This window comes from Methylosinus sp. DMC45 (assembly GCF_056313885.1).
This window is the reverse complement of the sequence record NZ_JBQUZK010000051.1, coordinates 50,295-76,527: the sequence shown is the minus strand read 5'-3', so window position 1 is coordinate 76,527 and position 26,233 is coordinate 50,295. Positions and strand designations below refer to the sequence as shown.

The following is a 26,233-nucleotide window of genomic DNA, read 5'->3' as shown; positions in this document are numbered from 1 at the left end:
AGCGATATGATCCCACGCGAGATATCCGGGCCGCAGGAGCGGTTCGAGCGATCCGGCGCCCAAGCGCTGCGTGATCTGCGGCCGATGTCGACGCGCGTCTGGGGCTCGCTGATGAGCGAGTTTTCGGGCGCCATGCTCAGCGTCGGGGCCGGGCTCATGCTGATCGAGCCCGCGTCGGTCGATCTCATCCTCCCGGCGGCGATCGGATATGCGACCCTCGTCCTGACGAGGCGCGTCGAGCTGCCGATGCGGCTTCCCAAGAGCGCAGGCGTCGCCGACTGGAACTATCCCGATCCCAGGAACCGCGCGCCGCGCATGGCGGCCGGGATCATCTATCTCGGCCGCGACGTCGCCGGCCGGGAATTATGGATCACCGCCGAGGACGGCCGCCAACATGCGACCATCCCGGGGACGACCGGCGCCGGCAAGACCACCGCGATTTTGGGATTCGTCTCCAATGCGCTCACCCATGCGAGCGGCTTCGTTCTCGTCGACGGCAAGGCCGACCACACATTGTTCGGCGAGGTGATGGCTCTCGCGAGGCGGTTCGGCCGCGAGGACGATGTGCTGCATCTCAATCTCCTGGTCGCCAGCGGGAACAAAGAGAGCAACAGCTTCAATCCCTTCGCTACGGGCAACGCCGATGCGATCCGCGAGATGGTGGTCAGCCAGCTCGGCGAGCAGGCCGCCAATGACTCCAACGGCGTCTTCCGCAGCCGCGCCGTCGCCTTGATCGGCGCGGTCATCCCCGTTCTGACCTGGATCAGAGATCACGCCGGCATTCCGATCGACATCGAGAAGATCCGCGACGCGCTCGAGCTGCGCGTGATCTGGAAGCTCGCCGTCAAGGGTCACTATGAATTGCGCGACCCTGCGACCGGCAAGACGAAGGACATTGCTCTCCATCTGCCGCAGGACGTGGTCTATCCGCTGCTCGCCTATCTCGGCGAGCTGCCCGGCTATGACACGGACCTCGACTACAATAAGCAAAAGTCGGATGATCCGTCGAAGCAGCACGGCTATGCGCGGTTCTACTTCACCGAAATGTTCACCCAGCTCGGCGTGTCGCTCGGTCACATATTCAAGGTCGAGCAGGGCGACATCGACATGCGCGACGTGGTCTTGAACCGACGCATTCTCGTCGTCTCTCTGCCGGCGCTGGAAAACTCCTCCGACACATTGGCCGGGCTCGGCAAGATCGTGGTGACGTCGCTGCGCGGGATGATGGCGCAAATGCTCGGCATGTCGAAGGAGAAGCTCGGGATGGAGGCGCCGTATCATATCGTGTTGGACGAGCTCGCCTATTATGCGACGAGCGATCTCGATCGGATGATGGCTCAGGGGCGCAGCCTGAATATCGCCTTCTGGCTCGGCTTTCAGGAAGTCTCGGGGATATTCGCGCGGCTCGGCGAGAAGACCTATACGCTGCTCGGCAACGCCAATCTGACCGCGGCGATGCGCCAGCAGGACGCCAATCGCACGCGCGAATGGATCGAGGAGACCTCGGGCATGACGGATGTCGCGCAGGCCACGAGCTTTCGCGGCGGCGACATCGGCGTCTATCACGACACCCGCCAGGCCGATGTGCGCCAAGTGTCGCGCGTGAATTGGCGCGATCTGCAGAGCCTCATCGAGGGCGAGGCGATCATGCTGTTCGGCGGCCGCCGCATCTATGCGAAGGTTTTTCACGCGAATGTCGACAAGGCGGGACCCATCCGTCTCGTCAGGCGGACCGCTGTCGCTCCGCCCGCCCGCCCCGAGCTGGAGGCGAGGCTCGGCGAAATTCGCGAGATCGCGGCCAGAATCGAGAATGGGATCGTCGCCGCCGGCGGCCGCGAGCCCATGCCTCCGACGCTGAAGGCGATATATGAAGCCTTTCGTCTCGCGAAATCGCAGGGTGGCAATCGGGACCAATGCGTCGAAGCCGCGATCAGCGCCGCGGGCGAGGTTCCCTTTGTCGCAGGCGAGGGGAGGAAGGGCGCGGCGACGCGCCTTCTGCTCATGCTCGAATCGGCGGTGCATGGAACGCAAGGCGAGGCGTCGGGCGGCGTTCGGCCTGCTGAACCTTTCGACAAAGCGCTCTTCGAGAGGATCGTCGAGATCGAGGCGGCGATCGGCGAGGACGGAGACGCCGCGAGAGAGAGGGCCTCGGCTCTGCTCGGCAAGATCGAGGCGGCGGCGAAGGAGACAGAGGGGACGTTGCCCAGCCGGGAAGATCGAGAGAAGCTCCGCGCCGACTTGGAGACCCTCACCGCGGCCATTATCGGAGGAGCCGACACCGCGGAGCGGCCAACGGCGCGGCGGCGAGTGGAGGCTTCCCCATAATGGCGCCGACGCGACTCATCGATATCGAGCATGTCGCTCCTCTGGCGCTGCTCGGCGTTCTCGTTCTCGTAATTGTCGCGCTCATCGGCGCGCGTCGGCCCGCCTATAGGCGCGGGCGCTTTCTGACGCCCAATGAAAAGCGCTTCCTCACCGTTTTGGATAAAGCGCTCGGGGAGGGCTATCGCGTTTTTGTGCAGGTGCGGCTCGCCGAGCTGGTCGACGTCGATTCGAGGGCGAACAATTCGAAAAGACGCGCCGCAATGAACAAAGTGTTCGGCAAGAGCATTGATTACCTCATCTGCGATTCCGCCAGCCTGGAGCCGATTGCGGCCATCGAGCTGGACGACAGGACGCATGCGCTGCCGCACCGAAGGGAACGCGACACTTTCGTCGACGCGGTGTTCAGCGAGATTGGTATCCCGCTACTGCGGGCGAGAGCGCGACGCGCTTATTCCGTTGCGGCGCTCGAGACATTGCTGCGCGAGGCTGGCGTGATTACGACTTCTCGGTCCGGTCTTCGAACGATTGCATGAAAATGAGAATTGCGTTCGTCGTGAGCTGCGTTTCATCGGCGCTTCGAGCAATATCGAATTGGATTTCAAATTATGAAAGAAACGATCGAAACCTCATTGGGCAAGATTTGGGTGACGCTGCTGGAGAACGGCGAGATGCGCGTGTGGCAGCCGCACAACGCCCGCGTCGGCGACGCGGCGGTCGATGTGCTTCGAGGACGCGCACGTTGGGACCCTCAGACATTTGGCTGGTACGTTTCCGTCAAACACCGAGACAGCGTGCATGATGAGCTGTCGGAGCTTTGAGGCGGGCAGGTTATGCCGGTCTTCGATTCATGGGAGTAGCATCCGATGTCCTTTCGCCTTTCTCTTCTCGCCGTCGCTTTCGCTTTCACGCAGCCGCCATCCGTCTTCGCGGCCGAACCGCCCGAAATCCATTACGCGCCGGTCGAGAATCTGGAACGCTTCGATGTCGCGCTTCTACGCGCGGCGCGCTCCAATATCGATCTCGCGGCTTACGTGTTGACAGACCGGCCTATCATCGACGCGTTGATCGACGCGCATCGGCGCGGCGTCGCGGTCCGGATCGTCCTCGTTCCAAGCGAGAGGAGCGATCTCGATCGCCTCCGCGAGATCTCTGCAGACGTTCGCATCAGCCCTCCGGGGCCGTTCATGCACCTGAAATCCTATACCATCGACAGCGCGCTTCTGCGGTCGGGCTCGGCGAATCTGACGGCGTCGGGTCTGAAGCAGCAAGACAATGATCTTCTCGTGATCCGTGATCCCGCCGCCGCGCAGGCCTTCGAGGCGCGCTTCGCGCAAATCTGGTCGGCGGCCAAGCCGATCGGCCGGCCAGGCCCTGCTTTCGCATCACGAGCCGTCGCTCCGGCTTCCGCGAATTCGGCGGAGCCCGCGAGCTGCATGATCAAAGGCAACGTCAGCCGCAGAGGCGAGCGGATTTTTCATAAGCCCGGCGAACCATTCTACGACCGCGTCAAGATCGACCAGAGCGCCGGAGAGCGGTGGTTCTGCTCGGAGCAGGAGGCGGTCGCGGCGGGATGGAGACACGGGCGCGTCGATTGATTTCGTGAGGGAGCGCCATGCAGTTGCTTCACGCGGTTCCGAAAGAGACCGAAGACGAAGGCGTCTCTCTGTCGGAAGAGGACGACCGCTGTTGCGCGCGGCCTTCGGACGATACGGCGGCGGTCTCGCCGAACGGGCCCGAGCCGCAGAAGTGGTGGCGCGTTACCAGCAAATGGGCGCCGGGATGTGGTTCGCCTGCGGCTGTCGTCCAGACGGGCGGCGCGGGCGGCTGGTTCCGGTCGCGCGATCCTATATCCGGCGCGGACAAAGCGACAGCTGGCCCGAGCACGATGAAACATGCGATTTCTTTCGCGACCCTGCAGAACAATGTCAGATCGTGAAATCCTATACGCGGGTCGTCGCCGCCGGCTCGCTGCGCCTCGTGGGACCGTTCGGCGAGGCGCGACCAGCTCTGGAGCGAGGGTTTACCGGAGCCTCCAGGATCCGCTCGCGGCCCGGACTCGCGAAGCTGCTGGCGTTGCTGGTCGATGTGGCCGGATTGCAGACGATTTCGGCCGGTGTCCGCTATGGCTCGCTCTCCGATCAATTCGCGGCCATTCGACATGCCTCGGAAGGCGTTTTTCTCGACAGTCGGGCGCGACTGAGGGATTTTTCGACGACCTATCCGAAGGCGCTCGACAACCTCGTCTCGCGGATCGACACGGCGAGACCCGGCCTCTTCACAAGAAATCGACCGCACGGCCTGCTGATCACGACGGCCGAAGCCGTTCGCGAGGGCGAGCTGCTGCCATTCTCCAGCCCTCCGATCCCCGTTCGAGGCCGCATATCGGTGTTCGGCGAGAAGGCGCCCGGGGCGGATCGCAGCGCGAATGGGGCTCGCGCGCCTTATCTCGCCGCTTGCGTCGTCGGGCGCGCCAGGAGAACGGTCCGATCGAGGTCCTGTCGGCCTATGTGCATCCCTGCGCGGCGAAGAACCATCTGATGCTCGTCGACAGCAATTACGAGCGTCTGACACTGGAGCGGCTGCTCGGACTGCAGGGATGGTTTTTGAAAAAGCACGGGATCGAGATGAAGATCGAGAAGCCGGTGTTCGACATCGGCTTGGATGCGAGCGATGAGGGGCCGGTCGGTCGGGGCGTCTACATTCCAGATTTCATCCTGCGGGTGACGCCCAGCGCAAATGTCGCCTGCACCACTGTGATCGTCGAGACGATGGGCTTCGCCGACGAGGATTATCGCGTGCGAAAGCAGCGAACCCACGCAATGATGCGAGCGGCCTATGGCGGAGCGCCGCTCGTCATGCACGATCTGGCCGGTTCCGACAGAGATGCGGAGCAACGTGATTTCGGGAAGGCTGTCGTGCGGTCGATACTCGGGTGCGGCGGACGCCGGTAGGGACGACGAGGGGCTTCATCCGCGCCTGTTCGAGGCTGGCAAAATAGTCGCCCCAAGCGCTCGGGCCCTTGAATTAGTTATTGAACAAGGTAGCGGGGGCATGGATATGCGGCTCCCATCGATGCCATTCGGAACTGCGACTGATCATGCCCCGCTATTGTCGTTGCCTCTGTTGTCCTGCTTCGTTGTAGGTGATGCAACTTAACAATAGCGCAGCGTCGAATATTCTGCCTTCGAAATATTTCTGAAACCAGCGCGCCGAACAGCGCATGCAATATATAGCGTGTCGTCACCTGGCTTGTCCGCGGAAGCAACACGACGGCAAGCGGCGTGAACGCCGCAAGCGATGAGGCAATTGCCGCTGATCATTCCCGGTCACGAGAAGCGTCGCGAACCTCGGTCGCGTCCCTCAGAGATACCAAGATGATGTTCCTTGGGTTGACGACCAGTTTGAGATGGGCGGCGGTAGCCTGGTCCAGCCCGTATTCTTCAAGGTCGTCGACCTTCGGTCGCACATCGAGAGGGTCAAAGCGCGTCGACCGATATTGCCAGTCCGGATCACTAGTCCTCTCGAAGAAGACCTTTGCGCTGAAGGTTATGCTGGTGTCGGCGAACGACGAGCTGTTGAAATAGAGGCCTTCGGGCGGAGATGATGATTCCTCAATCTCAAGGGTCTGAATCTCGAAGCGAGCCCCCGATTTCGGATTAAGCAGGATATCCACGGCCATGCGTGCGTCATTTGCCTCCCAGAACGCATCGAACTTGAATCGGGAGGTAGAGCGAAGGCCTGCGTTCGTGAGAAGTTGAAGCCACCCATCCACAAATGCGGAGATGAGCGGCAGCTCCTCAAGGTACGGTCCGGTGATAGGTTGATCGACCTGCAAGGCAATCGACGGGATTCGGTCATTTCCGGCGATCGTCAGGGTCGCTCGCCCGGTTGCCATGAGCGTGAGCGCGCGAAGCAGCTCCGCCCACTCCTCCAGCGAACGCTCCATGTCATCGATCGAGTCGGCACTCTCGAACTTGAGCGCTGGTGGTGTCAGCCGGATGATGAAGTCGGGGGTACGGACGAGAAGCTCTGCTCCATGCGGTTCGGCCATGGGCGGGCCGATGAACATTTCGCCGTCAAACCGCGCCGCTTGTCCGAAGCCGGGTCCACGGATCGAAATCTCGCAGGATCCCAGACTAGGAGGCGTAAGACGTAGCTCCTCGATGTCGTCGAACAGCGTGCCTTGATAGGGGAGGCGTATGCCGAACCGGCTGTCGAACACACGAAGGCTGTGCGGCTTCAAGGGCGCGAGGCCGAGCAGTAAATTACTGAAATGCTCCGGCCCCTCAATCTGGATAAGTGCCTCGGCCTCGAATTGGCCGTTCTCATAGCCAAGTTCAGCGAGCTGGCGTTGCTTCTCGATCGTGTAGGTGCCAGGATTTTGCCCGCAAGCCGCGCGCAGGGCTGACAATAAGCCGGTGGGGTTGGGCTCGAAGCGTACACCGACTTTCTCATAGTCGTAGCTGATATCGGTGTGGTTGATGTCGTGAGCCTTCCGGGCCTCCGCCAGTCGCAATCGCCTGAGAACGCGTTCAAGCTCACTCCCGATGAGGTGCACAACATAAGCGGACTGGAGTTCGCCGTCAGCTCGCAGCCGAAACACCACGATGAGCGCCGGCCGAGGGTCCTTGGCCAAACGATCGACCGCGGACAGGCTGAGGCGGATACGATTGCCAGCGCGGCCGAGCGTCGACTTCAACTGAACCCGGGCAGCATTGGTGGGGCGCTGATCGAGAGGTAGCGCCTGGCCGGCCGGCACCATCGGGAACTCTACGATGAAATCCCAGCCCATGAAGTCGACGCCGCTCTTGTTGCAATAGAGGCCGGCGCGCTCGCAGAGCGTTTCGAACTGCCGTTCGCCGATGCGGCCAATGCGGTCGGGATCTAGCTCGCTTTCCATTCAGCTCCTTTGGCCTGAACCTTCGATCCTCATACGCGTGCTGGCATATGGGCCGCGTCGAGGCGCCGATGAATCAGCGACACGATCGATAGCAGGTCTTCGGCGTCCTCCTTGGACATTGCCCAGTGAATGCGGGCCTCGTGGGCCGTCGGATTGCGGAACATGCTAAACGTGCCGCGGACAAGGTTGGCAAAACCACTCTGCTCGCTGCGCTCGCTAGCCGTGGATAGCGCGTTGATCGCCAGAAGCGGCGGACTGCCTGAAAGCGCGCGGTCGACAAGCGCTGCGCCGTCATCGGAGAGCCCGGTCAGCGTCCGCATCTTGTCTGCAACGCTCTTGACCGCTTCTTGCACCGCATGAAAATAGTTGTCGGCGAGAAGTTCGGCGCGACAGAACTTGAGAACATCCGCGTGCACGCCACGTACTTCGAGGTCCGCTCGCAAGTCGCGAGCTCGCCGCTGCGCCTCTGGCAAGGTCTGGGCGGCATCTGCCTTCTTCAGCTCGCCGGACTGATCGACCAGTAGCCCCGCGAAAGCCAGCGCTTGGTTGAGCCGAGCTCGCATCGGCTCGTAGCGGTGCGGCTCACGGCTATAGCGCGCCGGCTTCATGGCGAGCCGAATGAATTCGAGGATATTGGTGCGGTTGCGCTTTGTGTTCTGGCTCTCGGCGAAGGCGTTGTAGAGACGGATGCGCTTCGTGGCAGGTCCCGGATCGGCGATCTTGCAAGAGACGAGCAGGTGCTCGATTTCCGGCCCGGTTAGGCCGTCTGCCGTGTCGCCGAGTGCGCCCGCGATCGCCTCCAACTGATCTTGAGAGAAGAAAGCCATGCGCCGTTCACCTGCCGTTCGCGAGGCGCCGCAAGAACGTCCTGGCTGTCACCAGGACAACGTGGAGCCGGAAAGCGCAGTGATCTTCGTCCGAAAGGCCCGGGTGAGACCCTTCGGTATGCAGCATTTTGAAGAGGCCATTGATGTAGTTCTTCCCGTCCTGCGTCCACTCGTTACGATCGACTGCGAGAAAGCCGATCTCGGCAAGGAGCGCGCGGCGGTTCTCTGCCGTGGGACGGGCAGCCATTTCCGCGGGCCGGAGATTACGCGCAATATCGTCGAACAAGCTCTCGATGAAGGTTCGAAGCTGTCCGTTACAGGCAGCCCAATCGCCGCGCGTGTGCGCTTCGATTGCTTGGTCGAGATGCCCTAGCGGGGTGACGAAGCCGAAGCTCTTCAGAAGCCGGTGCACTTCATCATCGGTCTCCGGGAGCCGAATCTCGCCGGGAAGGGCGGCACGGATCGCTGCGTTTCGGCCATAATCGTTCCAGACCAGAACGTATCCGTCGCGCGCGAGTCCGCGCGCGAACGCCGTTTGGAGGGGCTGCTCCGAATCCTGCTGAGCCAGTTGCGCGGCCTGCCGGATCAGGGCTTCGCCCAAGGTCATGCTGCCGTCGAGCGTATCGAGGACCGTCTCCGTGCGTTGCAGGGCGAGGCGCCCGAGGAGATCGCATTTTTTTGCGACGCTGAGAGTGGTGCTCGAGGAAATCTCATCCTCGAGCCCAAGCCGCAAAACCATCTGATTGAACTTAGCTTGGCTATGCAGTTCGAGCAGTTCGACTGCAGCAAGGAGGGTTGGTCGTGTGAACGGCGCAGATCGCATGGGAAGCCTACTCGAAGCGTAGGCCAAAAAGGCCGCCTGTATCCGTCGCATCGGTCAGCTTCGGGTCAATGACATGCGCTTGAACGTCAAAGCTGCGTTGGAATCCCTCCCGTGGCAGCGCGTCTGAGTTCATCGTAACAATATACTGAAAGCCAGCCGCCTCGGCCCGCTCGGCGCCGAGCTGCAACGCCTTAGCGACTTGCCGCTCATCCACGCCGTCGAACAGATGGCTGTCATGGATCAGGAAGCCGGGACCGCGACCATTCTTCAGGCTGATTTCGGTCAACATGAGATCGAAGCAGAAGATCTGCATGTTGGTGATGCCCTTGCTCCGCTGCCCATCAATATGGACCTCGAATTGGGGGCCGCCTCCGGTTTCGGAAATCGTCAGGCTGCCGGCCTTCTCGTAAAGGGATTCCGAGAGCGACTCGAAGGCGAGGATGGCCTCGCGCATAATATCGGCCCGCTCGTGGATATCATCCCGTAGCGCCTTGCTCAGATTGGCCCGCTCGATGTCGAGTTCGGCTTTGGTGCTTTCGATCCGTTCGGCAGTGTCGAGCCGCTGGCGAAGTCCCTCGACCTCCGCTTCGGCGCGGCCGGCTTCCTCGCGCAGCGAAGTGTAATGTTCCAACGCGCCGCCGGAGCGCAGCACGCCCATGATCTGCCGCCTGCGCCGGTCGCGCTCGGCGGTGCGTTGATCGCGTTCGGCGACACGAGCTTCGGCCGAAGCGATCTCGGCGGTCAGGTGGGCGCGCCGGTTCTCGATGATGGTCCGATGGAAGCGCTCCACCTCGTCGAACCGACGCCGCACCATGTCGGGCAGGACGATGCCGGCCTCGGCATAAAGCTTCGTGACATCGCCCAGGTCGGGCGCATCCTCGTCCGATTGTGAAGCGCGAAGCTGTTGCAGGAGATCGCCGTCGATCACGTTCTCGACGTTCATGCCGTCTATTTCGCGGGTGATCTCGTTCGCTTCACGCTCCAGGGCCTTGTATTCGGGAACCACCTCGAACGTCTCAAGCTGTTGGCGCAGCCTAGTTGTCCGGGCCTCGGCGATGGTCAGCTTCGTCCTGAGATCGGCTGCCTTGCCGAAGAACCGGCCAAGGTCGCCACTACGGGCGGCCTTGCGCAGTTCCTGCGCGACCTTCTCCTGCGCACGCAGTTCCTGAAAACGGCCGGGGATGCTCCAGTCAAGGCCGAGCAGATAGCAGATCGAGACCTGCTGATCCCATGCCTGCTGCATCCCCGAATGTTGCATCGGTTGCTGGAAGCCACCGCTGTTCTGACGGCGGACGAAGTAGGAGAAGAGCGAGCGGAACGACGGCTGGAAACGTTCGGCCTCGTCCCCGGACGAAATGGGCAAGCCGAACCAGAGCTGGCCGAGATTGGCTTTCCAGTTCTCATTGGACAGTTCGAACTGCGCGGCGCGGCTATCGAACTGCGGCGGGATCGGCCAGTTCTCGACCGGGCCATTGACGACAATCCGGCTCGGCTTCGCGCCGCTACGCGCCGCCGAGATGGTTTCGCCGGCGATGTCGACGGCGACGTCAAACGTCCAGGCGGCCAACGCTTCGGAGCGGAAGATACTGTCCTTGCGCGCATCGGCGCCAAATAGGAAATGGACCAACTCGATGAAGCTGGTCTTGCCGGCGCCATTTCTCGACTGGCGATCGTTCGCGCCCTCGCTTTTGTCGGCCAGCAGGATGTTCAGGCCGGGCTTGAAGGTCAGCGCCTTGAACGACGCGAGGTCGCTGCCGAAACGGCGGATCATGATTGAACCCTCCGCACCAAGCCGCGATCGAAATCGACAGCGCCTATCGTGAAAAGCAGGTCGAGCGACAGGATAAACCACTGATAGTCGATCGGGGCGTTGGGCGCATGGAGCGAGCGGCGTCCGCGCATCTCGTCCCACAGCCGCGACATGGTCATTGGCCGTTTGAGGATATCGAGAACCTCCGCGCCGACGCCGATGAGCGCGCGATCCGGACGGACATGCTTCGTCGGGAGGATCATGACGCCTCCACAGAAATGGCGATCGGATCTTCGAAGATGTCGCAGCTATCGAAGAAATAGGTGAGGACCGCCAGCGCCGCGCCTTGCCGTTTCGGTTCACCATTGAAGCCGGCATAATCCTGGAGGTGCTTGAAGATCGTATCGGCTGGAAGATCGAGAGCCTTCAGCTCGGCATAGCGCAGCCGGAAATCCTCGGCGATGCGCTCGCCGAGATCGGGACGCGGACTTTTGCGGAAGAAGGTGTCGACAAGCGCCGACTTCCGACGGCCGATACGTAGGAACAGGCCCGATTCCTCGGATAGGGCGTTCTTCTCCAGCTTTTCCGGTGACGGTGGCGTCAGGGGCGGATCGCTCGGATTGGGTTCCTGCCGCTGGAGCGCTTCGATGATCGGCACCAGATCGGACATGACAAGGCGATCTACGATCGCGATCGAAGCCGCGGGACCGAAGAGGGCTTGAAGCGCAGCCAGGTCGAGCATCATGGCAAGATCGAGCAGTTCCGGCTCGGACCAGGTTGCGATCTGAAGCGGTGCATGGGCCTGACGAAGCCGGTCGAGATGCTGGACCGCGTTCGGCGGAAGCCCACGTCCATCGTTATGGACGAACACCCACTCCTGCATGTTACCGGCCCAATGCGCGCGTGCGCCATGGAAATCCGCATCAACCTTGGCGATGAGGTCGGCTTCCTTCATGGCGTCGGGAGCATAGCACTGGAACACGCAGCCGGAGCTGATCCGGCGACCATCGCATTTCAGGTCGCCATAGGGACCGTAGGGCCGCACTTCCTCGAAATCGGGGCCGTAGGCGTGTCCTGCCAGAAGGACGAACCAATCCTGAAAGGCCGCGCCTTTCTTGGTGTGAAACCCCAGTCGGAATCGGTCGACGTAGATGGAACGTTGCAGTTCATCCATGGCGCCGCCTTGGCGAGGGACCGCCGCTCTTCTTTCGCGTCGGTGCTGCACTGATCGGTGCAAGATCGCCCAGATGATGAATCCGCAGCGCCGGCCGCTTCGGCAGCTTGACAGTCAGCTCCAGTTCGCCGCCGATGGCCTCCACATAGTTGCGCAAGGTCGAGAGGTGCATGTCGGTCTGCTTCTCGATCTTCGAGACTGAAGGCTGGGTAATGTTGAGGGCGGATGCGATGTCCGCCTGTGCCTTGCCCATGATCTGGCGCAGTCCGCGCAAACCTTCGACTTCCTGTTTCGATTCGTCGAGGAGCGTTTCGATCGCGACCTGCTCGTCATTAGGAAGGGCGGAGATGATGTCGTCGAGGCTCCGGTCCATCCTGCTGTCCTTCCTTGGCGAGAGTTGGTGTTGTCAGGCCATCGCCCGAAGGGCATGACTGCCGTGACGCGATTGCGCCGTCAGCGTAATCTCGTGTATAGCCCTGGGGCTATGTCGGGGTCAACGGCAGAGTAGCAAATGGAATGACTCTCCCGTTCCAAATCCTTGCCTTGGCGGAGCGTGCGGACATCGAACTGGCTTAGAGGAGGGCTATAGCGTAGACGAACTCTTAATCTTCACCCGGCGCAGCGCGCTATTCATGACAACACCATGCCCTGGCAACGCGCTCCTGCACCTGCGCTTTGGCGAGTTTTCACTATTTTTCGTACCGACGGCGCGTCAGCCGCTTCCATGAACCGCTCCGTGGAGGCTCAGGGCGCGGAAGGTGTCGGTGCGGCGCGCCGCGGTCTGCATTATACGGACTACGCACAACTTCATCGAAAGGGGGATGGAGCGGGCCGATCGATGGCTGGAGCCGGCGAGGGAGGATCGCGCCGGTGTTTGTCGAGGCGGGACTCGATGTTCTCTTTCGCCGCGCGCAATAGGGCGGCGTTTCGCTCGACGCCGGCGGAGAGATCGGCGATGTGCGGCGCAACTTCTTCCGTGGCGATCTTCGAGCGCACGCGCTCTCGCGCCTTTCGGCCAGGATCCATGGCGTCGGCGGGCCGCCGGTGAAACGTGCGGCCCTGCTCGAGGAAGGAATCGATCGACCGCTCTCGCGTGCGCCGGCAGGCCTCGACGAGATCGAGCGCGAGAGATTTATAGGGCTTAGCGGCCATGTCGGCGGCGATCCGCTTCCAGAGATCTTCCGCCTCGATCGGCTTGGCGTCGCCGAGCGCGCGGCTACGCCTCTCGGACTCATGGACGGCCGCCTCGGAAATCATTGTCCAGGTCGTTCCCCTGGCGCGGCTTTCCGCGACATAGGCCTTGAAGGCAGTGATCCCGGCGCTGCCGCGGGGAAGCGCGTCGATATGCTCGTCCGAGGTGACGCCTTGCGCGGCGTCGATCGTCAGCGCATGGCCGAAGCCGAGCATCAGCCGCTTGGTGACGGGATCGGTCAGGCGGCGCCATTCGACCTCGCCGATCTGGCCTTTGGCGTTCTGGAGCAGGAGACCGCCGGCGGTCTTCCCAACCACTTTGACGACATGGCCGTTATAGCCGATCGGCCCCTCCTTGCCGTCGATTTTCGCCCAGGTGTAGCGATAGAGGCGCAGATGGTCGCCGGTGGCAATCGGCAGGTCGAAGGCGTGCGGCTCCTTCACGCCGCGCGGCGCGATCGCCTTATGAACAGCCTCGTCAGCGCAGATCTCGCCGCGCGCTTTGAGCCGCGTCCGGATCGCCATGCTGATCGCGGCCGCGTCCTCATTGGTAGGCGCGGAAATCGTGATCCCCCGCTTCGAGCCGGCGGCGTCGAGAATGTCGCGTCGGCTGACATAGAAATCTGCAATCTTTGCGGCGACCTGGTCGAAGTCGCCGCCGACCAGCATGGCGGTTCCGTCGTCGCGTTTCAACGCGAGCGCGGTTGCGGCCTCGGAGTCGCGGAACATGCCGGCGATCCGGCGGTCGCGCCGATCGACCTGACGGACGGCGGTGAGGAGCTCGGGTTGCGCCGATTTCGGCAGGGCGCGGCGCAGGATTTCGATCGTGTCGCCAGCTTCGATCGCCTGCGCCTGCTCGCGGTCGCCCAGCGCCTTGATGGTCATGCCGGTCTCGGCCTGCAGCTCGAGCAGCCGCAGCATCGGCCGCGGCGCGATTTGGCTGATCTCGTCGATGATGAGGATCGTGTTGCGGGTGGGCGTGAACTCGCCGGCCTCGACCGATTTGAGGAACGGCTCCAACGCCCTCGTCTGCGCGATGCCGGCGTCCTGCAGCGCGTCGGCCTGCCGCCACGCCGTCGAGACGCCGACGAGCTCGCGGCCCGAGGCGTCGAAGCGCGTGTCCGCTTTCCAGGCGGCGACGAGCGGCCGGAGCAGCGTGGATTTGCCCGCGCCGGCGACGCCGGTGAGGAGCGAGAGCGCGCCGCCCTGGCCGAGCGCGTAGATCGCGGCCTTTTGAGCGGCCCCATGTTCAGGATCGCTGTCGAAATCGAGGCCGGACGCCTCGATCGCGCGGCGAATGTCGGCGGCCGCCAGCGCGGCGGACGTGTCGAGCGCAGCCCGCGCGGCGTGGTCGCGGAGGTTTTCCTCGACGCGGATTTGCGCGGAATTGGTGACGCGCAGCACCTGTCGCGGCTCGTCCTCGGGATTCTCGCGCTTCACCCAGGCGGAGACGAAATCGACATGCTCGCCGTGAAGCTCGATCCCCTTGCGCTCGATCTGCTCGACCACGCGGTCGATATCCTTGACGCCGCCGGCGACGCCGGCGCCGATCAGTCCACGGGCGGCGTGGACGCGGAGACGGTCATGATCGATGACGGCGGCCGTGTGGAATTCTTCGGCGAGGTGTCTCGCGGCGAAGGAGTAGGCCCGCTCGATCCGCGCCTCGACCGGAAGCGCGTCGATCTTCGCGCCCTCCATGACGGTGGCGTGTTTCCAGCCCATCGCCTCCGCCTGGTCCCGCCAGATTTTGTGGTCGGTCTTCTCGCCATGCTTGGCCAGGCGAGCGACCGCCGCCGCCTCGCGGAGAATTTCGGCTTTCTTTTCCGCGGAGATGTCGTCCCAGTCGATCCCCTGTCCGGCCGCGAAGGCCTTGGCGTTGCGCAGGACCTGATGCGTGCTCTTCGAGAATGCCTCATTGGCGAATTGTGGGATGGCGAGGATTACGGCGGCCTGCTCCTTATCGTCATAGGCGACGCGAATGCCGAGCGCGCGCAGCTCGTCGGCCAGGACGGCCTGAGCGAAGGCGCCGAACTCGTGGACGCGGGCGTGGAGCCTCTGTGTGTCGAGCGATCCGATGTGACCCTCGCCGGTGACGACGAGATTGAACAGCGCATTGTGGATGTGGTCGTGAGGGTCGCCGGCGATCGGGGCTTCGAGGAGATAGGTCGCGCCCTCGCGGCCATCCTGAACGGGCAGGGTCGGACGGGCGATATAATGCTTGAAGCTCACCCAGCCGACCGCGCCGGGATCGGCGCCGTTCTCCCCCGCGCGTCCGCGCCGCGCCCAGCCGATCTCGCGCGCGACATAGCGCATCGCCGCATCATTGGCGCGATGAATGGCGTTGCGGATCGCGGCGGCCTCCGCCGGATCGGCCGCGAATTCGGCGGCAAGCGTCACGGATTTGTGGGGCGAGAAGGTGAAGTCGTAGCCGCTGATCTCGCGCTTATGGTTCGACCAGGCCTCGCCATTATCGGCGCGCTTGCCTTCGAACAGGCGGTCCAACTCCTCGTCCTTGGGCGCAAGGTGAGAATTGACGCCGAGCGCTCGGGCGACGGAAAGAGGCATGTCCGACCGCCACGCCGGTCCGGCGTCGCGACCCGTGTAATAGTTGGTGAGGCGGGAACCGGGCTCCAGCTGTTGGCCGAGCGCCTCGGCCGGCTGCGGGCCGAGCCTCGCCTCGGTGAAATACATGCGGACGAGCTTGCCGTCGGAGGCCGCCGCGAATTTGCGGAAAGTGATCATCGATCAGGCCTTCGCGAGGGAGGCGAAGCGCTTTTCCAGCGCCTCGACCGTCTGGTCCGGCAGGTTTTTCTGCATGTCGACGAGGAGGTCGACCGTTCTGCGCGAGAGGATGAGCTTCTCGCGGTTCTGCGCGATCAGATGCGCGAGCAAGTCGCTCAGCGTCGGCTCGCCGGCGTCGTCCTTCGGAGCGAGCAGGGCGACGATCTCGTCGAGACGGGCGATGGCGATGCGGATCTGCTCGTTCTGCAAGCCGACAGCTTCGACGATCTGGTGGGCTTCGTGCTCGACCCGGATGAGCCCTTCTTTCAATTCCTTGGTCATGAGTGCGCCTCCTGCATGGAGGCCGAGCGTCACCGGACTCTGCGCGAATGAAAACGGCGTAGCCGGAACGGTCGTTGGAGCGTGATCCTTGTGGAGCGCGCCGCTATGGAGCGTCGTCGCCGGGCTGGATCGCTCCCGCCGCCGCGACTGCCGATCTGAGATGGGGCGCGGCTTTGAACACGACGACACGGCGCGAGGAAATGACAGCGGCGACGCCGGTCTTGGGATTGCGGCCGGGGCGAGCGCTTTTGGATCGGATTCGAAATGTGCCGAAGCCACGGAGACTTAGGTCTTCTCCGCGGGTCAAGGCCGCGAGCATTTCCTCGAGCGCGCAATCGAGCAGGGCTCTGGCGTCGGCGCGAGAGAGACCGGAAATGCGGGCATAAATGGCGGCAGCGAGATCATCGCGTGTCACCGTGCTTCGAGAAACAACTGCGTCCAAATTCCTGTCCGGCTTATTGCCGTTCCCTCGAAATCGCCGCGCCGTCTGCGGCGGAAAAAACGAATCACAATGCGGCGGAGAGTTCTCTAAAGCCTATGTACGGACGAGGCCGGCTCCGCCTTCGCTGACTATTCGCGCTCTGTGTGGTTTTTCGTTGACGATCCGATTGATGGTCGGATCGAAGGGAGACCGCACCATAGAAGGATGCGAAACATCACAGGTTCCGGTCTACGATGGCGAGGATGCGCCACAAACGGTCGTCCGACGCGGCTTCGGGTAATACTTGTCGCCCCTTGACATCCGGCACTCACGCCGAACTCACACGACATCGTCGATCGTCAGTGATGCGCTAGTTGAAAATCCGGCGCTCAATTGCGACCAGTGGCATATTCACGGATACTCGATCAGGCCGATTGTCAAGGCCCCCGACGACCATTTCGGAAACGCATGCTGCGATTAGGTCGCGCATGCCACATAGATAGCGCGGTTGCGCCGTTCATCGTTTTACGGCAAGGATTACCTTGGTTGCTTCGGATCTCTTCGGATATCTTGAAGTGGGGAAACCAAGATTTTTTTGGGCAAGCAGGTGCTCCGCTTCGAGTGGGCGCTGGCAATTATAACGCACGCATGGCCGCACCACCTGCAGACCCATTGGCCGACTGGATCGCAACGAGCTCGCTGCCTGGCAGCGCGGGCCTCTATTTCCTCGGCACGTTCGAGCGGCGGATCACTTTCTATTCCCAGCAGGTGCGTGCATTTCGGCTGATCAGAGCCCTTCATGAACGCGGGGTTCTCAAGGAAAACGACGCAATCGCCGTCGTTGGCGCTGGCGCCGCGGGCGTCACCTGCGCATTGGCTTTAGGCCTGCTCGGCTACGACGTCAGCCTTTACGATCCTGCGGTCGAAGTCCTTCAACTTCAGAGCGCGTCACCCCGACTCCTACATCCCCACATCTACGAGTGGCCGAAGCTCGGCTCTCTGGAAAAAAGCGCGGGTCTGCCGTTCCTCGAGTGGCGGCTGGCCACCGGCAAGCCGATCGTCGAGCAACTGGCAGCGGAATTTCACAGCTACAACGCTATGCTTCCCAAACTCATCTGGAACAAAGGCACTCAGCTCCAAAAACTCGAAAAGTCCGGTACGGAATGGCGACTGACCTTCGCCGGCGGTGCCACGAGGATCGTCCAAAAGGTCTTTCTTGCGATGGGCTTTGGCGATGAACGAACCGTGGGAGCCGCTGATACCTACGACTATTGGAAGGAGAGGGGCGTCGGAACTGCTGCCGTCGAGGCCAAAGCGCCCGCGACCTATCTTGTAAGCGGGAATGGCGATGGCGCCCTGACCGATATCTTGAACCTCCTTATTGAGGGGTTCGAACACGTGCCGTTCACCGAGACATTTCTCGGCTACTTCAATCAGGATATCCTGCGAACCGCGGTTCTCAAGGCATACGAAAACCTGGAGCCAGATGCCGATCTTGAACCGGCTTTCGAGAATGAGGTGCTCACGACCTTTGCCGAAAGGCAGATCCTTGACCGCCTGGTTCCAAAGCTTCGAACCGATCGGCTTCTGACAATCAACTCAAGCGGTCCGTTATTCTCGGCGGGGAAAGCGGCTCAACTGAACCAGGCCATGGTCTTCGCTGTCCTTCACGCGGCCAAGCAGAAGGGCGTCCTCGTCCGGCGTAGCTCAGGCAAGATCACCAATGTGATCAAGCAGGCGGACGGCCTTGAGGCCGTCGGGATTACATTGGGTGGGGCTCCCCTTTCGGAGCGGTTTAACCATGTCATCCTGCGCCACGGACCAAACAAGGAAGATCGATATCACCCCGCCAAGGAACAGTTCGACGAGTACCAGAAGGTGTGTACCGAACGCTTCAAAGCTAGGCCCGACCTGCTCTTCCCGCCGACACTCGACGCCGACACCTATACCCTGTTTTTCGAACTATGGCTGAAAAACCTCGCCGATGCCGCCAGACGGGATCAGCTTGCCGGCCGATCTGCTCTCGAGGCGTCAACCATCCTGATCACTTGGGACGGCGCGACCCAGACATTGGCGCAGCGTGGCGAGGTCCTGCTTGAGGATCTGGTGAAGCAATGCGAGGCCGCGCCTGCGCCCATAGCAGTGCATCTTGAGGTGCCGCCTGACAAGCTCGAAGCTGCGGACTTGGTTCGCTTGAGCAAGGCGAGCGGAAGCAAGATTACCATTTCACTCGCCGCCAACGTTCAGGCCGCTTGGAAGCTTCTTCTTCCCAACGCGGCAGTTGCGTCGATGGTAGGCTCCCGGTATCCCTATCGGGAACTCAGCCTGACAAGTATTGCGGATCATGTCGACGCCTCATTAGTTCGACAATTGGAGCATATCCTCGTTGCATCGCAGGCGGCAGGCAAATGCGACACCTTGGGAACGATCGCCGCTAACCTGTTCAACCAGGTTATAGTCACTTGGGCGGCATGGCGGCAGACGCTCGATGCGTCGCCCGCCCTTCGTCGAGATTTTCTAGCCTGGTTGGGGAACATCGGCCCAGATAGCGCCAAGCCATGGAGCGGCGAAGTAACAGAGCTCGAGCGCATGGCGGGTGCATTGGTCCTCATCCTTGCAACCCACTTGGGTGAGCCACTTCAGCCAGCGTCAGTACCCAGGGGAAATTTGAGCTTTGATGCGAACGGACATGCATTGGGTTCCTCCGCCGAGAAGCTGGACGACGGCCGGCTGATCACTGAATGGAACCTGCCCGAACATTGGGACGTCGACGCACTTATTCTCTCTCGCAGTGCCGAGGTTGCTGTCACTGGACCTGACGATACGATTTTGAACGGCGGAGATCCGGGCATCGGCCTTGACGTCGCGCGGCGAGCCAAGCCCGCAATTGTTCGTAACGATGGACCATGGCGGACTGCGCTGAAGACTGGGCTGCCAGAGTGGAAAGCGGCAGTTCAGGAAGAATTCCAGGCTTGGCGTGAGCGGCAGAACAACGACAGGAACAGGGCACTGACATGACACCTGACGTTTTGAAGTCTCTGCTGGTCAGCGCGGCACGGCGTCTGAAGTGGCAAGCGGACGAAGTCATGGAGTTCACGTCGCCCACGTTCCGCAGCCGGCCGAAAGAACCCGAGGCAAAGCCGATCCACGGTTTGTTCGGACTGCGTTTGGGTCAGTATCCAGTTATCGTCGCCCCTATTGCGCTCGATAGCGTGGAAGGAGTCACATCCGCGCTCAAACGGCTGCATGCCCAGATGGTCGTCGCGCGCTCGTATATGTACCAGAATGAGGTGATCAATGCGCACCTGTTCCTCTGCGCGACCTGGCCTACTGCTACGGGCGACTGGGAGCGGTTGGTCGACCTCATCGAACGTGACGAGGCCGTATGTCGGAAACTTGTTTGGATCCCGAAAGAGGCCGCCATCCAAGAGTCTTTCGACGCCCTGGTGGCGAGAACATTCCTGGCGATACCCTGGGCGCAGGCTCGGGCTGTGAGCGATGCCGCTCTCGATCAAACCTACGACCTAGCGCAGCGCCTGCTTGTTAAGCACGGGCTCACTGAAGAGTTGGCGCAGAAGTGGGTTTCGCTCACGGAGCGACTGATCGACGACCCCGAGAGTCTCGTCACCGAACTTGTCGAGAGCAGGGAGGCTTCGCATGAGTGACGTTTACCTCACGCGTATCCGTCTCGAACAATATCGGAGCTTCAGACAGCTCGACATTCGCCTTCCAGACGGCCCCAGCGTGCTGGTCGTCCAGGGAAGCAACGGCATTGGCAAGTCGTCGCTGTTCGACGGGCTCGAGTGGGCACTGACCGATAAGATCGACCACTTCCGCGATGCCGACGGTGTCAAGAAAGTCGGTAGCTATCTCTGCAGGTGGCGCAAAGGAGCCAGTGGTCCCTCTTCGGTGACCGTGGATTTCTCTGGAGACAAGACCATCTCGCGCATTTTGTCATCGCCGGAAGCCAAAGAGTCCGTCACTGACGGCAATATCGACAACATCACCGAATTCCTCAAAGACGAGACGTGGACTCGGAACATCTCCAGGCTGTCGAGCTATCTGTTGCTCACACACTTCTTGGGACAATCCACACTATCCCGGCTCACCAGCCGCGATCCGGGCGAGCGGTTCGACATCCTCAAAGAGGCGGCTGAAAGCAAAGAGATCGAAGACGTCGCGAACGCTCTCCACGGCAAAGGCAGCACCAAGGCCGCTCGTGCATACAATAGCCGTATGAAATCGCTCAATGACGAGGCTGCGGCCCTTCAGGTCCTCCTCAACACTGAAGCAGACTTGTGGACCGGGCTCACTGGTGTCGGCGCCATGGACGATGCGGTCGCGGGGGAGGCGGCCAGGGCAATTTCGCGTCTACTCGATGATGCGTCCGGCGCCAATGTGTCCGCTCCAGTGATCGGGTTCGATCAGGATACGATTGGGGCTCTTGATACGCGCCTCGGCGAGCAGCGGGCGCAACTGCGAGGCCTTGAGGCAAGTCTGAGCGAGGCGAAATCTGCGCTCGATGAATGGCAGAGCGCTTCGCGGCAGCTGTCGGAGCACGAAACGGCCAAAGCTATTGCTGATGGTCAAGTGGACTCTCTGGTGTCGCAGCACGGAGAGGCCATCGCATCGCTGGCGGCTGCCAGAAACGGCGAAGCTGCCGCTATCAAGGCAGCCGAGGACACAAAAGGTTCGCTGACGCTTCTTACCGGACTTCGCGATGCTCGTATCGCCGAAGCCTCCGCCCGCGGCAGGAAAGAGGCTGCCGATTTGGTGGTGACGGCGGCACAGACTGCTGTCAGCCGAGAGGCCGAGGCCGTATCTGCTTTCGACCGTCGGCTTCTCATCATCCGTCGGATTGAGGGTGACGTCCGACGGCTTGATGAGCGCGCTCAGTTGGCCCAGACGGAACACCGCAATACGCTGCTCTGGCTCGCTCATGACGCCAGGGTGTTCGAGGTCCAATCGTCGATTCAGGAGCTCCAGCTTCGCTTCCCGGCTCTCGACACTGACATTGAGGAGGCACTCGGGGCCGCTCAAGATGCGCGCACCTTGTTGGACGAACAGGACGTCGTTCTGACTGAGCTGAGAAAAACGGTGTCGGCGATGTCCAGTGCCGTTGCGAGTGTGACAGCCAATCTTCCCCCTGACGCGTGCGACTGTCCAGTTTGTGCGACGCATTTCGAGGTAGAGGGCGAGCTGCAACGACGTGCAGTGGCTGCTGCTTCAAGGCTGGCTCCGCTTGTGCTCACCCAAGAGGAGCGCGTCCGCATGGCGTCGCAACGCTTCGAAACCGCCAACAATCGCCTCGATGAGCTCAGGGCTGCCAAGCAACAGCTGATCAACCTCACCGTCGAACTAGAGGCCGAGCAAAGAGCCAGGACTGAGATCGGGATTGGTGTATTTGGCGCCGCCGTGGCTGACCGGGCCTTGGCAGAAGAACGAAAGGCACAACTCGAGACGAGATCCGAAAATATTGCCAGGTTGAGGCAGCGAAAGTGGCAGTGGCGGAATCGGTTGAACGGCGATTTCTTCGCGCCAGGCGGCGAGCAGGCCGCTGCAATTAGAAGGCGCGACCAGGCTCAGCTCCAGTTGATCGCGGCGACCCAAACTCAGTCGACAGCTGCGACCGAGCTCGAGGTGGCGGCGACTGCTGTTCGCGAGCTCGTGGAGATTCTGGGTGAGTTCCGTGATGCCGAATTAGCAGAAGCGGTCCGCAACACCGAGATCGATATGGCCGCCGCCGGCGAGAAGAGCCGGCAAGCTACGCAGACCCGGCAATCCGTCGAAGAGCAGCTGGCGTCCCTTGACATTGCTCTTCCCGCGGCGAGAACGCGACTTCAACAATCGGCCGATCAGGTGACGGTTGCCGCGGCCAGGAAAGCTCAAGCCGGGGAGACATGGCGGAAGCTTGCGTTCGCAAAGTCGGATGTTCCTGACGCGCTGTCGATCGCTTTGTTAACGACGACGATTGAACAGCTGCGAGAAAAGCTGCGCGAGGCAGAAGACCTGCTGAGGCGACTGCGCAATGGCCGAGCAGCTAAGGCGCTGGCTGACAATCATCTGGCTGCGCTTGAGCGGTTGCGGTCGGCAGTCAATGGCGCCCCCAACAGTGAGAGGCTGCAGCTTCGAAAGGAGGCGGAGGAGCGCGTGGCTGCCAATACGCGGCTGGCGCAGGCAACCCGCGAAGCCAAGGACATTGCCCAGGCCGCGAGCTCCGACATTCTCGACGAACTGGCGGACTTCAACACCAGCTACATGCAGCCTCTCGACACCCTCATGAAAGCCATTAACCGGGCAATCATGGGCGATCCGCGGGTGGGGCTTGAGTCCTATGTCAAGAACCGTCGGGTCGAGCAGAGGCCAATAAAAGAGGGTGAGGCCCTGCCTCCCGAAGTAGCATCGATAGATCCCCGGCTGGTGCATAGTGAGGGCCAGATGGCGGCCTTGTCCGTCAGTATGCTGTGTGCCGCCAGCCTGACTTATCCATGGTCTCGCTGGCGTGGGCTGGTCCTGGATGACCCGCTTCAGCACAACGACATCATTCATGCGGCAGCGTTCTCGGACTTCGTATGCAATCTTGTCGCCAGCCGTAGATATCAGGTGCTCCTCTCAACTCACGACCGGGCCCAGGCAGAATTTCTTCGGAGGAAAATGGCATCGAGAAACCTTCCATGTGCCGTTCTCAACCTGCTGGGCACTGGGCAGGACGGTGTCGAATGGACTTACCGGCCAGCGGACAACCAGGCGCCATTGACCGAGTCAGCCTGAGCAATGGCCCCTGCCGCAGCGGGCCGCGCAGTCTCCGTTTTCGCCATCTCGCGTGGGACCGAATAATTGTGCCTACCTGCTACCGTGGACCTGATGGCTTTGGAAACGTAGGTCGTGCCTCCTCTGGTGGTGTAACAGTTGGGGAGCAAGCCGCTCGCGACGCGCGCTTTTCATAGCGCCGTAGCGAGCGAGCGGCTTGCGGCGGCCACCGGCGATTCTCCGGTTAGGGTCATCGTTCATCTGTATCCCTACGCCGTGGGCCGTCTTTTCAAAATCGAGGGAATAGAGCGAAGCTGCGCAGCTAAGTCGGCTTTATGAGCGAGGCAAGCTGCACAGCATGGGTCGGATGACATTGATCACGGGCGGCGAGCGGCGGCGCCGATGGAGAAACGAAGACCGGACGCGGATATTGGCGGCGGTCGCCGAGCCGGGCGCCGTGGTCGCCGATGTGGCGCGGCGCGAGGACGTTTGCACGAGCCTCGTCTACAAATGGCGGCGCGCGGCGCAGCGGGAGGCAAGCGCCGCTGTGTGCGGATTTTCGCCGGTGATCATCGAGCCCGCGCCGCGAGTGGCGACGTCACAGGAGCAGCCGCCGCAAGAAGCCACGGCCGGCGTCGTCGAGGTCGAGCTGAAGGACGTGCGTGTGAAGATCAGCGCCACGGCGCCGTCTTCCGTGATCGTTGCGACCTTGAAGGCGCTGCGCTCATGATTCCATTGCCAGCCGGTTGCCGGGTCTGGATCGCGACCGGCCATACGGATATGCGACGCGGCATGCAGGGCCTGGCGCTTCAGGTTCAAGAGCAGTTGCAACGAGACCCTCACGCCGGCGACCTCTACATATTCCGCGGGCGCCGCGGCGATCTCGCCAAAATCCTCTGGCACGACGGGCTCGGCCTGTCTCTATACGCCAAGCGGCTCGACCGCGGAAAGTTCATCTGGCCCTCGGCGAGCGCGGGCGCGGTGTCGATTTCGGCCGCCCAGATGGCCTATATGCTCGAAGGAATTGATTGGCGAAATCCGCAATCGACATGGCGTCCAGCAAGCGCGGGATGAGCGAAAAAGCTGGGGTCGGACGCATTTTGGGGCGCCACAAATCGAAAGATTTGTGATTCACTCGCTATATGGACGCCGTCGGCAAAGCCCTGTTGGACGAAAACGCCGCGCTGAGAGCCGAACTCGCCGTCGCGCGCGCGAAGGCGTCGGAAGACATGGCGCTGATCGCCGCGCAAAAGCTTCAGATCGCCAAGCTGGAACGCCAGATATACGGGCAGAAGTCGGAGCGCTCGGCGCGTCTTCTCGAGCAATTGGCGCTCATGTTCGAAGAGCTGGAAGCGAGCGCGACGGAAGACGAGCTCGCCGCGGAACAGGCGGTCGCGAAGACGACGGCGGTCGCCGGCTTCACGCGCAAACGGCCGGAGCGCAACACCTTCCCGGAACATCTGCCGCGCGAGCGCGTCGTGATCGAGGCGCCGACGAGCTGCGCCTGCTGTGGCGGCCAGCGCCTGCGCAAGCTCGGCGAAGACATGACGCAGACATTGGAAACGACGCCGCGTCAGTGGAAAGTGATCGAGACCGTGCGGGAGAAGTTCTCCTGCCGGGACTGCGAGAAGATCACGCAGCCGCCCGCGCCATTCCATGTCGTTCCGCGCGGCTGGGCGGGGCCGAGCCTTTTGGCGATGATCGCTTTCGAGAAGTTCGGCCAGCATCAGCCGTTGAACCGTCAGGCGGAGCGTTATGCGCTCGAAGGCGCGCCGATCGCTTTGTCGACCATGGCCGATGCGATCGGCTCCATTTGCGCCGCGCTCGAGCCTCTGCGCCTTCTCATAGAAGAGCATGTTCTCTCTGCCGAGCGCCTGCATGGCGACGATACGATCGTGCCCGTGCTCGCGAAGGGCAAAACCGACACCGGCCGCTGCTGGGTCTATGTGCGCGACGATGCGCCCTTCGGCGGCGCCGGACCGCCCGCTGCGATTTTCTATTACTCGCGTGATCGCAAAGGCGAACATCCGCAGACCCATTTGGCGAACTATTCCGGCATTCTGCAAGCGGACGCCTATGACGGCTACAAAAAGCTGTATGCAGCGGAGCGCAAGCCTGGTCCGATTCTCGAAGCTGCATGTTGGGCGCACGCGCGGCGGCCGTTCTTCGTCATGGCCGACATTGATGCGAATGCGCGTCGCAAGGCGGCGGGGAAAAAGGAGATTCCACTGTCGCCGATCGCCATAGAGATCGTGCGCCGCATCGACGCGCTGTTCGAGATCGAGAGGTCGATCAACGGCAAGAGCGCGCAAGAACGCCTCGCCGTTCGCCGGGCGTCGAGCCGCCCTCTCGTCGACGCGCTGGAGAGCTATATGCGCGAACAGCTCGCCAAGCTCTCGCGCGGACACGACCTCGCCAAAGCGATGCAATATATGCTGAAGCGCTGGCCGGCCTTCACGCTGTTCCTCGACGACGGGCGCGTTTGCGTCTCGAACAATGCAGCAGAGCGTGGACTGCGCGGAATTGCTCTGGGACGAAAATCATGGCTGTTCTGCGGGTCTGATCGCGGAGGCGAGCGCGCCGCCGCCATGTATGGGCTCATCGTCACAGCGAAGATGAACGGCGTCGATCCGCAGGCCTGGCTCGCCGACGTCCTCGCGCGCATCGCCGCGCATCCGGCGCATCGGCTCGATGAATTGCTTCCGTGGAACTGGCGCCAGAAGGATAAAGCTGCGCCGGCGCTGGCGGCCTGACCATGCACGTCAACAAGGTCTCTCACGTCACGACCATCGATCGCATCGCTGAGCAGCTCGGCGAAAGCGTCGACTTCCTCCATGACGTCGCCAATGAAATGGAGCCCGAGGATGGCGTGATCTGGGTCTATGGCCTCGGCGACCTCGAGATCCTGGCCTTCACCGACTTCGGCGTCGAGAACCTCGTCGAGCTCATCAAAATCCACAAAGAGATGAAGTCGCCTCAAGAGCGCTGACGCGACGGTCCTGCGGCCCA

General features: G+C 62.1%; 22 protein-coding genes and 1 pseudogene. 13 read left to right on the top strand and 10 right to left on the bottom strand.

The window, feature by feature from the left end:
- The first annotated feature begins 6 nt into the window (after positions 1-6).
- The 6 genes from ACT53T_RS16625 to ACT53T_RS16600 all read left to right on the top strand — a co-directional run bounded on the left by ACT53T_RS16625 (position 7) and on the right by ACT53T_RS16600 (position 5,276).
- A complete protein-coding gene (locus tag ACT53T_RS16625; RefSeq protein WP_476162056.1) occupies positions 7-2,325 on the top strand; it encodes a type IV secretory system conjugative DNA transfer family protein in 2,319 nt (772 codons plus the stop codon).
- Positions 2,325-2,858 carry a DUF2726 domain-containing protein gene (locus ACT53T_RS16620; RefSeq protein WP_476162055.1) on the top strand — a complete coding sequence of 178 codons (534 nt, stop codon included), beginning with the start codon at positions 2,325-2,327 and terminating at the stop codon, positions 2,856-2,858. Before ACT53T_RS16625 ends, ACT53T_RS16620 begins: the two co-directional genes overlap by 1 nt.
- Before the next feature lie 72 nt (positions 2,859-2,930).
- Positions 2,931-3,143, top strand: coding sequence for a hypothetical protein (locus tag ACT53T_RS16615; RefSeq protein WP_476162054.1), 213 nt, complete (start codon positions 2,931-2,933; stop codon positions 3,141-3,143).
- A 45-nt stretch (positions 3,144-3,188) separates the two neighbouring features.
- Positions 3,189-3,920 (top strand): phospholipase D-like domain-containing protein, encoded by a 732-nt coding sequence (locus ACT53T_RS16610; RefSeq protein WP_476162053.1) that lies wholly within the window; start codon positions 3,189-3,191, stop codon positions 3,918-3,920.
- Between the two features lie 17 nt (positions 3,921-3,937).
- Positions 3,938-4,261 (top strand): hypothetical protein, encoded by a 324-nt coding sequence (locus ACT53T_RS16605; RefSeq protein WP_476162052.1) that lies wholly within the window; start codon positions 3,938-3,940, stop codon positions 4,259-4,261.
- A gap of 601 nt (positions 4,262-4,862) precedes the next feature.
- On the top strand, positions 4,863-5,276 hold the full coding sequence (locus tag ACT53T_RS16600) for a hypothetical protein (protein WP_476162051.1): 414 nt from the start codon (positions 4,863-4,865) through the stop codon (positions 5,274-5,276).
- Between the two features lie 365 nt (positions 5,277-5,641).
- On the opposite strand, the gene ACT53T_RS16595 is transcribed toward ACT53T_RS16600, so the two are convergent.
- The 10 genes and pseudogenes from ACT53T_RS16595 to ACT53T_RS16550 form a co-directional block, all read right to left on the bottom strand.
- Positions 5,642-7,225, bottom strand: a complete 1,584-nt coding sequence (locus ACT53T_RS16595; RefSeq protein ID WP_476162050.1) for a hypothetical protein — start codon at positions 7,223-7,225, stop codon at positions 5,642-5,644.
- A 29-nt stretch (positions 7,226-7,254) separates the two neighbouring features.
- Positions 7,255-8,052, bottom strand: coding sequence for a TIGR02391 family protein (locus tag ACT53T_RS16590; RefSeq protein ID WP_476162049.1), 798 nt, complete (start codon positions 8,050-8,052; stop codon positions 7,255-7,257).
- A 7-nt stretch (positions 8,053-8,059) separates the two neighbouring features.
- The gene (locus ACT53T_RS16585; RefSeq protein WP_476162048.1) at positions 8,060-8,875 is read right to left on the bottom strand and encodes a hypothetical protein; all 816 of its coding nucleotides are present in this window, start codon (positions 8,873-8,875) and stop codon (positions 8,060-8,062) included.
- Between the two features lie 7 nt (positions 8,876-8,882).
- The gene (locus ACT53T_RS16580) at positions 8,883-10,646 is read right to left on the bottom strand and encodes an ABC-three component system protein (RefSeq protein ID WP_476162047.1); all 1,764 of its coding nucleotides are present in this window, start codon (positions 10,644-10,646) and stop codon (positions 8,883-8,885) included.
- Complete coding sequence (locus tag ACT53T_RS16575; RefSeq protein WP_374629361.1) at positions 10,643-10,888, bottom strand: ABC-three component system middle component 6; 246 nt, start codon at positions 10,886-10,888, stop codon at positions 10,643-10,645. The genes ACT53T_RS16580 and ACT53T_RS16575 overlap by 4 nt, the downstream gene beginning before the upstream one ends.
- Complete coding sequence (locus tag ACT53T_RS16570; protein ID WP_476162046.1) at positions 10,885-11,799, bottom strand: ABC-three component system protein; 915 nt, start codon at positions 11,797-11,799, stop codon at positions 10,885-10,887. The genes ACT53T_RS16575 and ACT53T_RS16570 overlap by 4 nt, the downstream gene beginning before the upstream one ends.
- Complete coding sequence (locus ACT53T_RS16565) at positions 11,792-12,172, bottom strand: XRE family transcriptional regulator (RefSeq protein WP_476162045.1); 381 nt, start codon at positions 12,170-12,172, stop codon at positions 11,792-11,794. The genes ACT53T_RS16570 and ACT53T_RS16565 overlap by 8 nt, the downstream gene beginning before the upstream one ends.
- Before the next feature lie 434 nt (positions 12,173-12,606).
- Positions 12,607-15,732: a MobF family relaxase gene (mobF, locus tag ACT53T_RS16560; protein ID WP_476162044.1), complete on the bottom strand. Its 3,126-nt coding sequence runs from the start codon at positions 15,730-15,732 to the stop codon at positions 12,607-12,609.
- A gap of 3 nt (positions 15,733-15,735) precedes the next feature.
- Positions 15,736-16,053 carry a hypothetical protein gene (locus tag ACT53T_RS16555; protein WP_476162043.1) on the bottom strand — a complete coding sequence of 106 codons (318 nt, stop codon included), beginning with the start codon at positions 16,051-16,053 and terminating at the stop codon, positions 15,736-15,738.
- A gap of 103 nt (positions 16,054-16,156) precedes the next feature.
- Positions 16,157-16,498 (bottom strand): annotated as a pseudogene (locus ACT53T_RS16550) (integration host factor subunit alpha); the annotation flags it as partial.
- Between the two features lie 522 nt (positions 16,499-17,020).
- Between ACT53T_RS16550 and ACT53T_RS16545 the strand changes: the two are divergent.
- The 7 genes from ACT53T_RS16545 to ACT53T_RS16515 all read left to right on the top strand — a co-directional run bounded on the left by ACT53T_RS16545 (position 17,021) and on the right by ACT53T_RS16515 (position 26,213).
- On the top strand, positions 17,021-19,492 hold the full coding sequence (locus ACT53T_RS16545; RefSeq protein ID WP_476162042.1) for an ABC-three component system protein: 2,472 nt from the start codon (positions 17,021-17,023) through the stop codon (positions 19,490-19,492).
- Positions 19,489-20,139: an ABC-three component system middle component 1 gene (locus ACT53T_RS16540; protein ID WP_476162041.1), complete on the top strand. Its 651-nt coding sequence runs from the start codon at positions 19,489-19,491 to the stop codon at positions 20,137-20,139. Before ACT53T_RS16545 ends, ACT53T_RS16540 begins: the two co-directional genes overlap by 4 nt.
- Entirely contained in the window at positions 20,132-23,245 is a 3,114-nt protein-coding gene (locus ACT53T_RS16535; protein WP_476162040.1) for an AAA family ATPase, read from the top strand. The genes ACT53T_RS16540 and ACT53T_RS16535 overlap by 8 nt, the downstream gene beginning before the upstream one ends.
- A 346-nt stretch (positions 23,246-23,591) precedes the next feature.
- Positions 23,592-23,954 carry an IS66-like element accessory protein TnpA gene (tnpA, locus tag ACT53T_RS16530; protein WP_476162039.1) on the top strand — a complete coding sequence of 121 codons (363 nt, stop codon included), beginning with the start codon at positions 23,592-23,594 and terminating at the stop codon, positions 23,952-23,954.
- Positions 23,951-24,298, top strand: a complete 348-nt coding sequence (tnpB, locus tag ACT53T_RS16525) for an IS66 family insertion sequence element accessory protein TnpB (protein WP_024749862.1) — start codon at positions 23,951-23,953, stop codon at positions 24,296-24,298. The genes tnpA and tnpB overlap by 4 nt, the downstream gene beginning before the upstream one ends.
- Positions 24,299-24,366: 68 nt before the next feature.
- A complete protein-coding gene (gene tnpC / locus ACT53T_RS16520; protein WP_476162038.1) occupies positions 24,367-25,977 on the top strand; it encodes an IS66 family transposase in 1,611 nt (536 codons plus the stop codon).
- A 2-nt stretch (positions 25,978-25,979) separates the two neighbouring features.
- Positions 25,980-26,213, top strand: coding sequence for a hypothetical protein (locus ACT53T_RS16515; protein WP_476162037.1), 234 nt, complete (start codon positions 25,980-25,982; stop codon positions 26,211-26,213).
- Positions 26,214-26,233 lie beyond the last annotated feature (20 nt).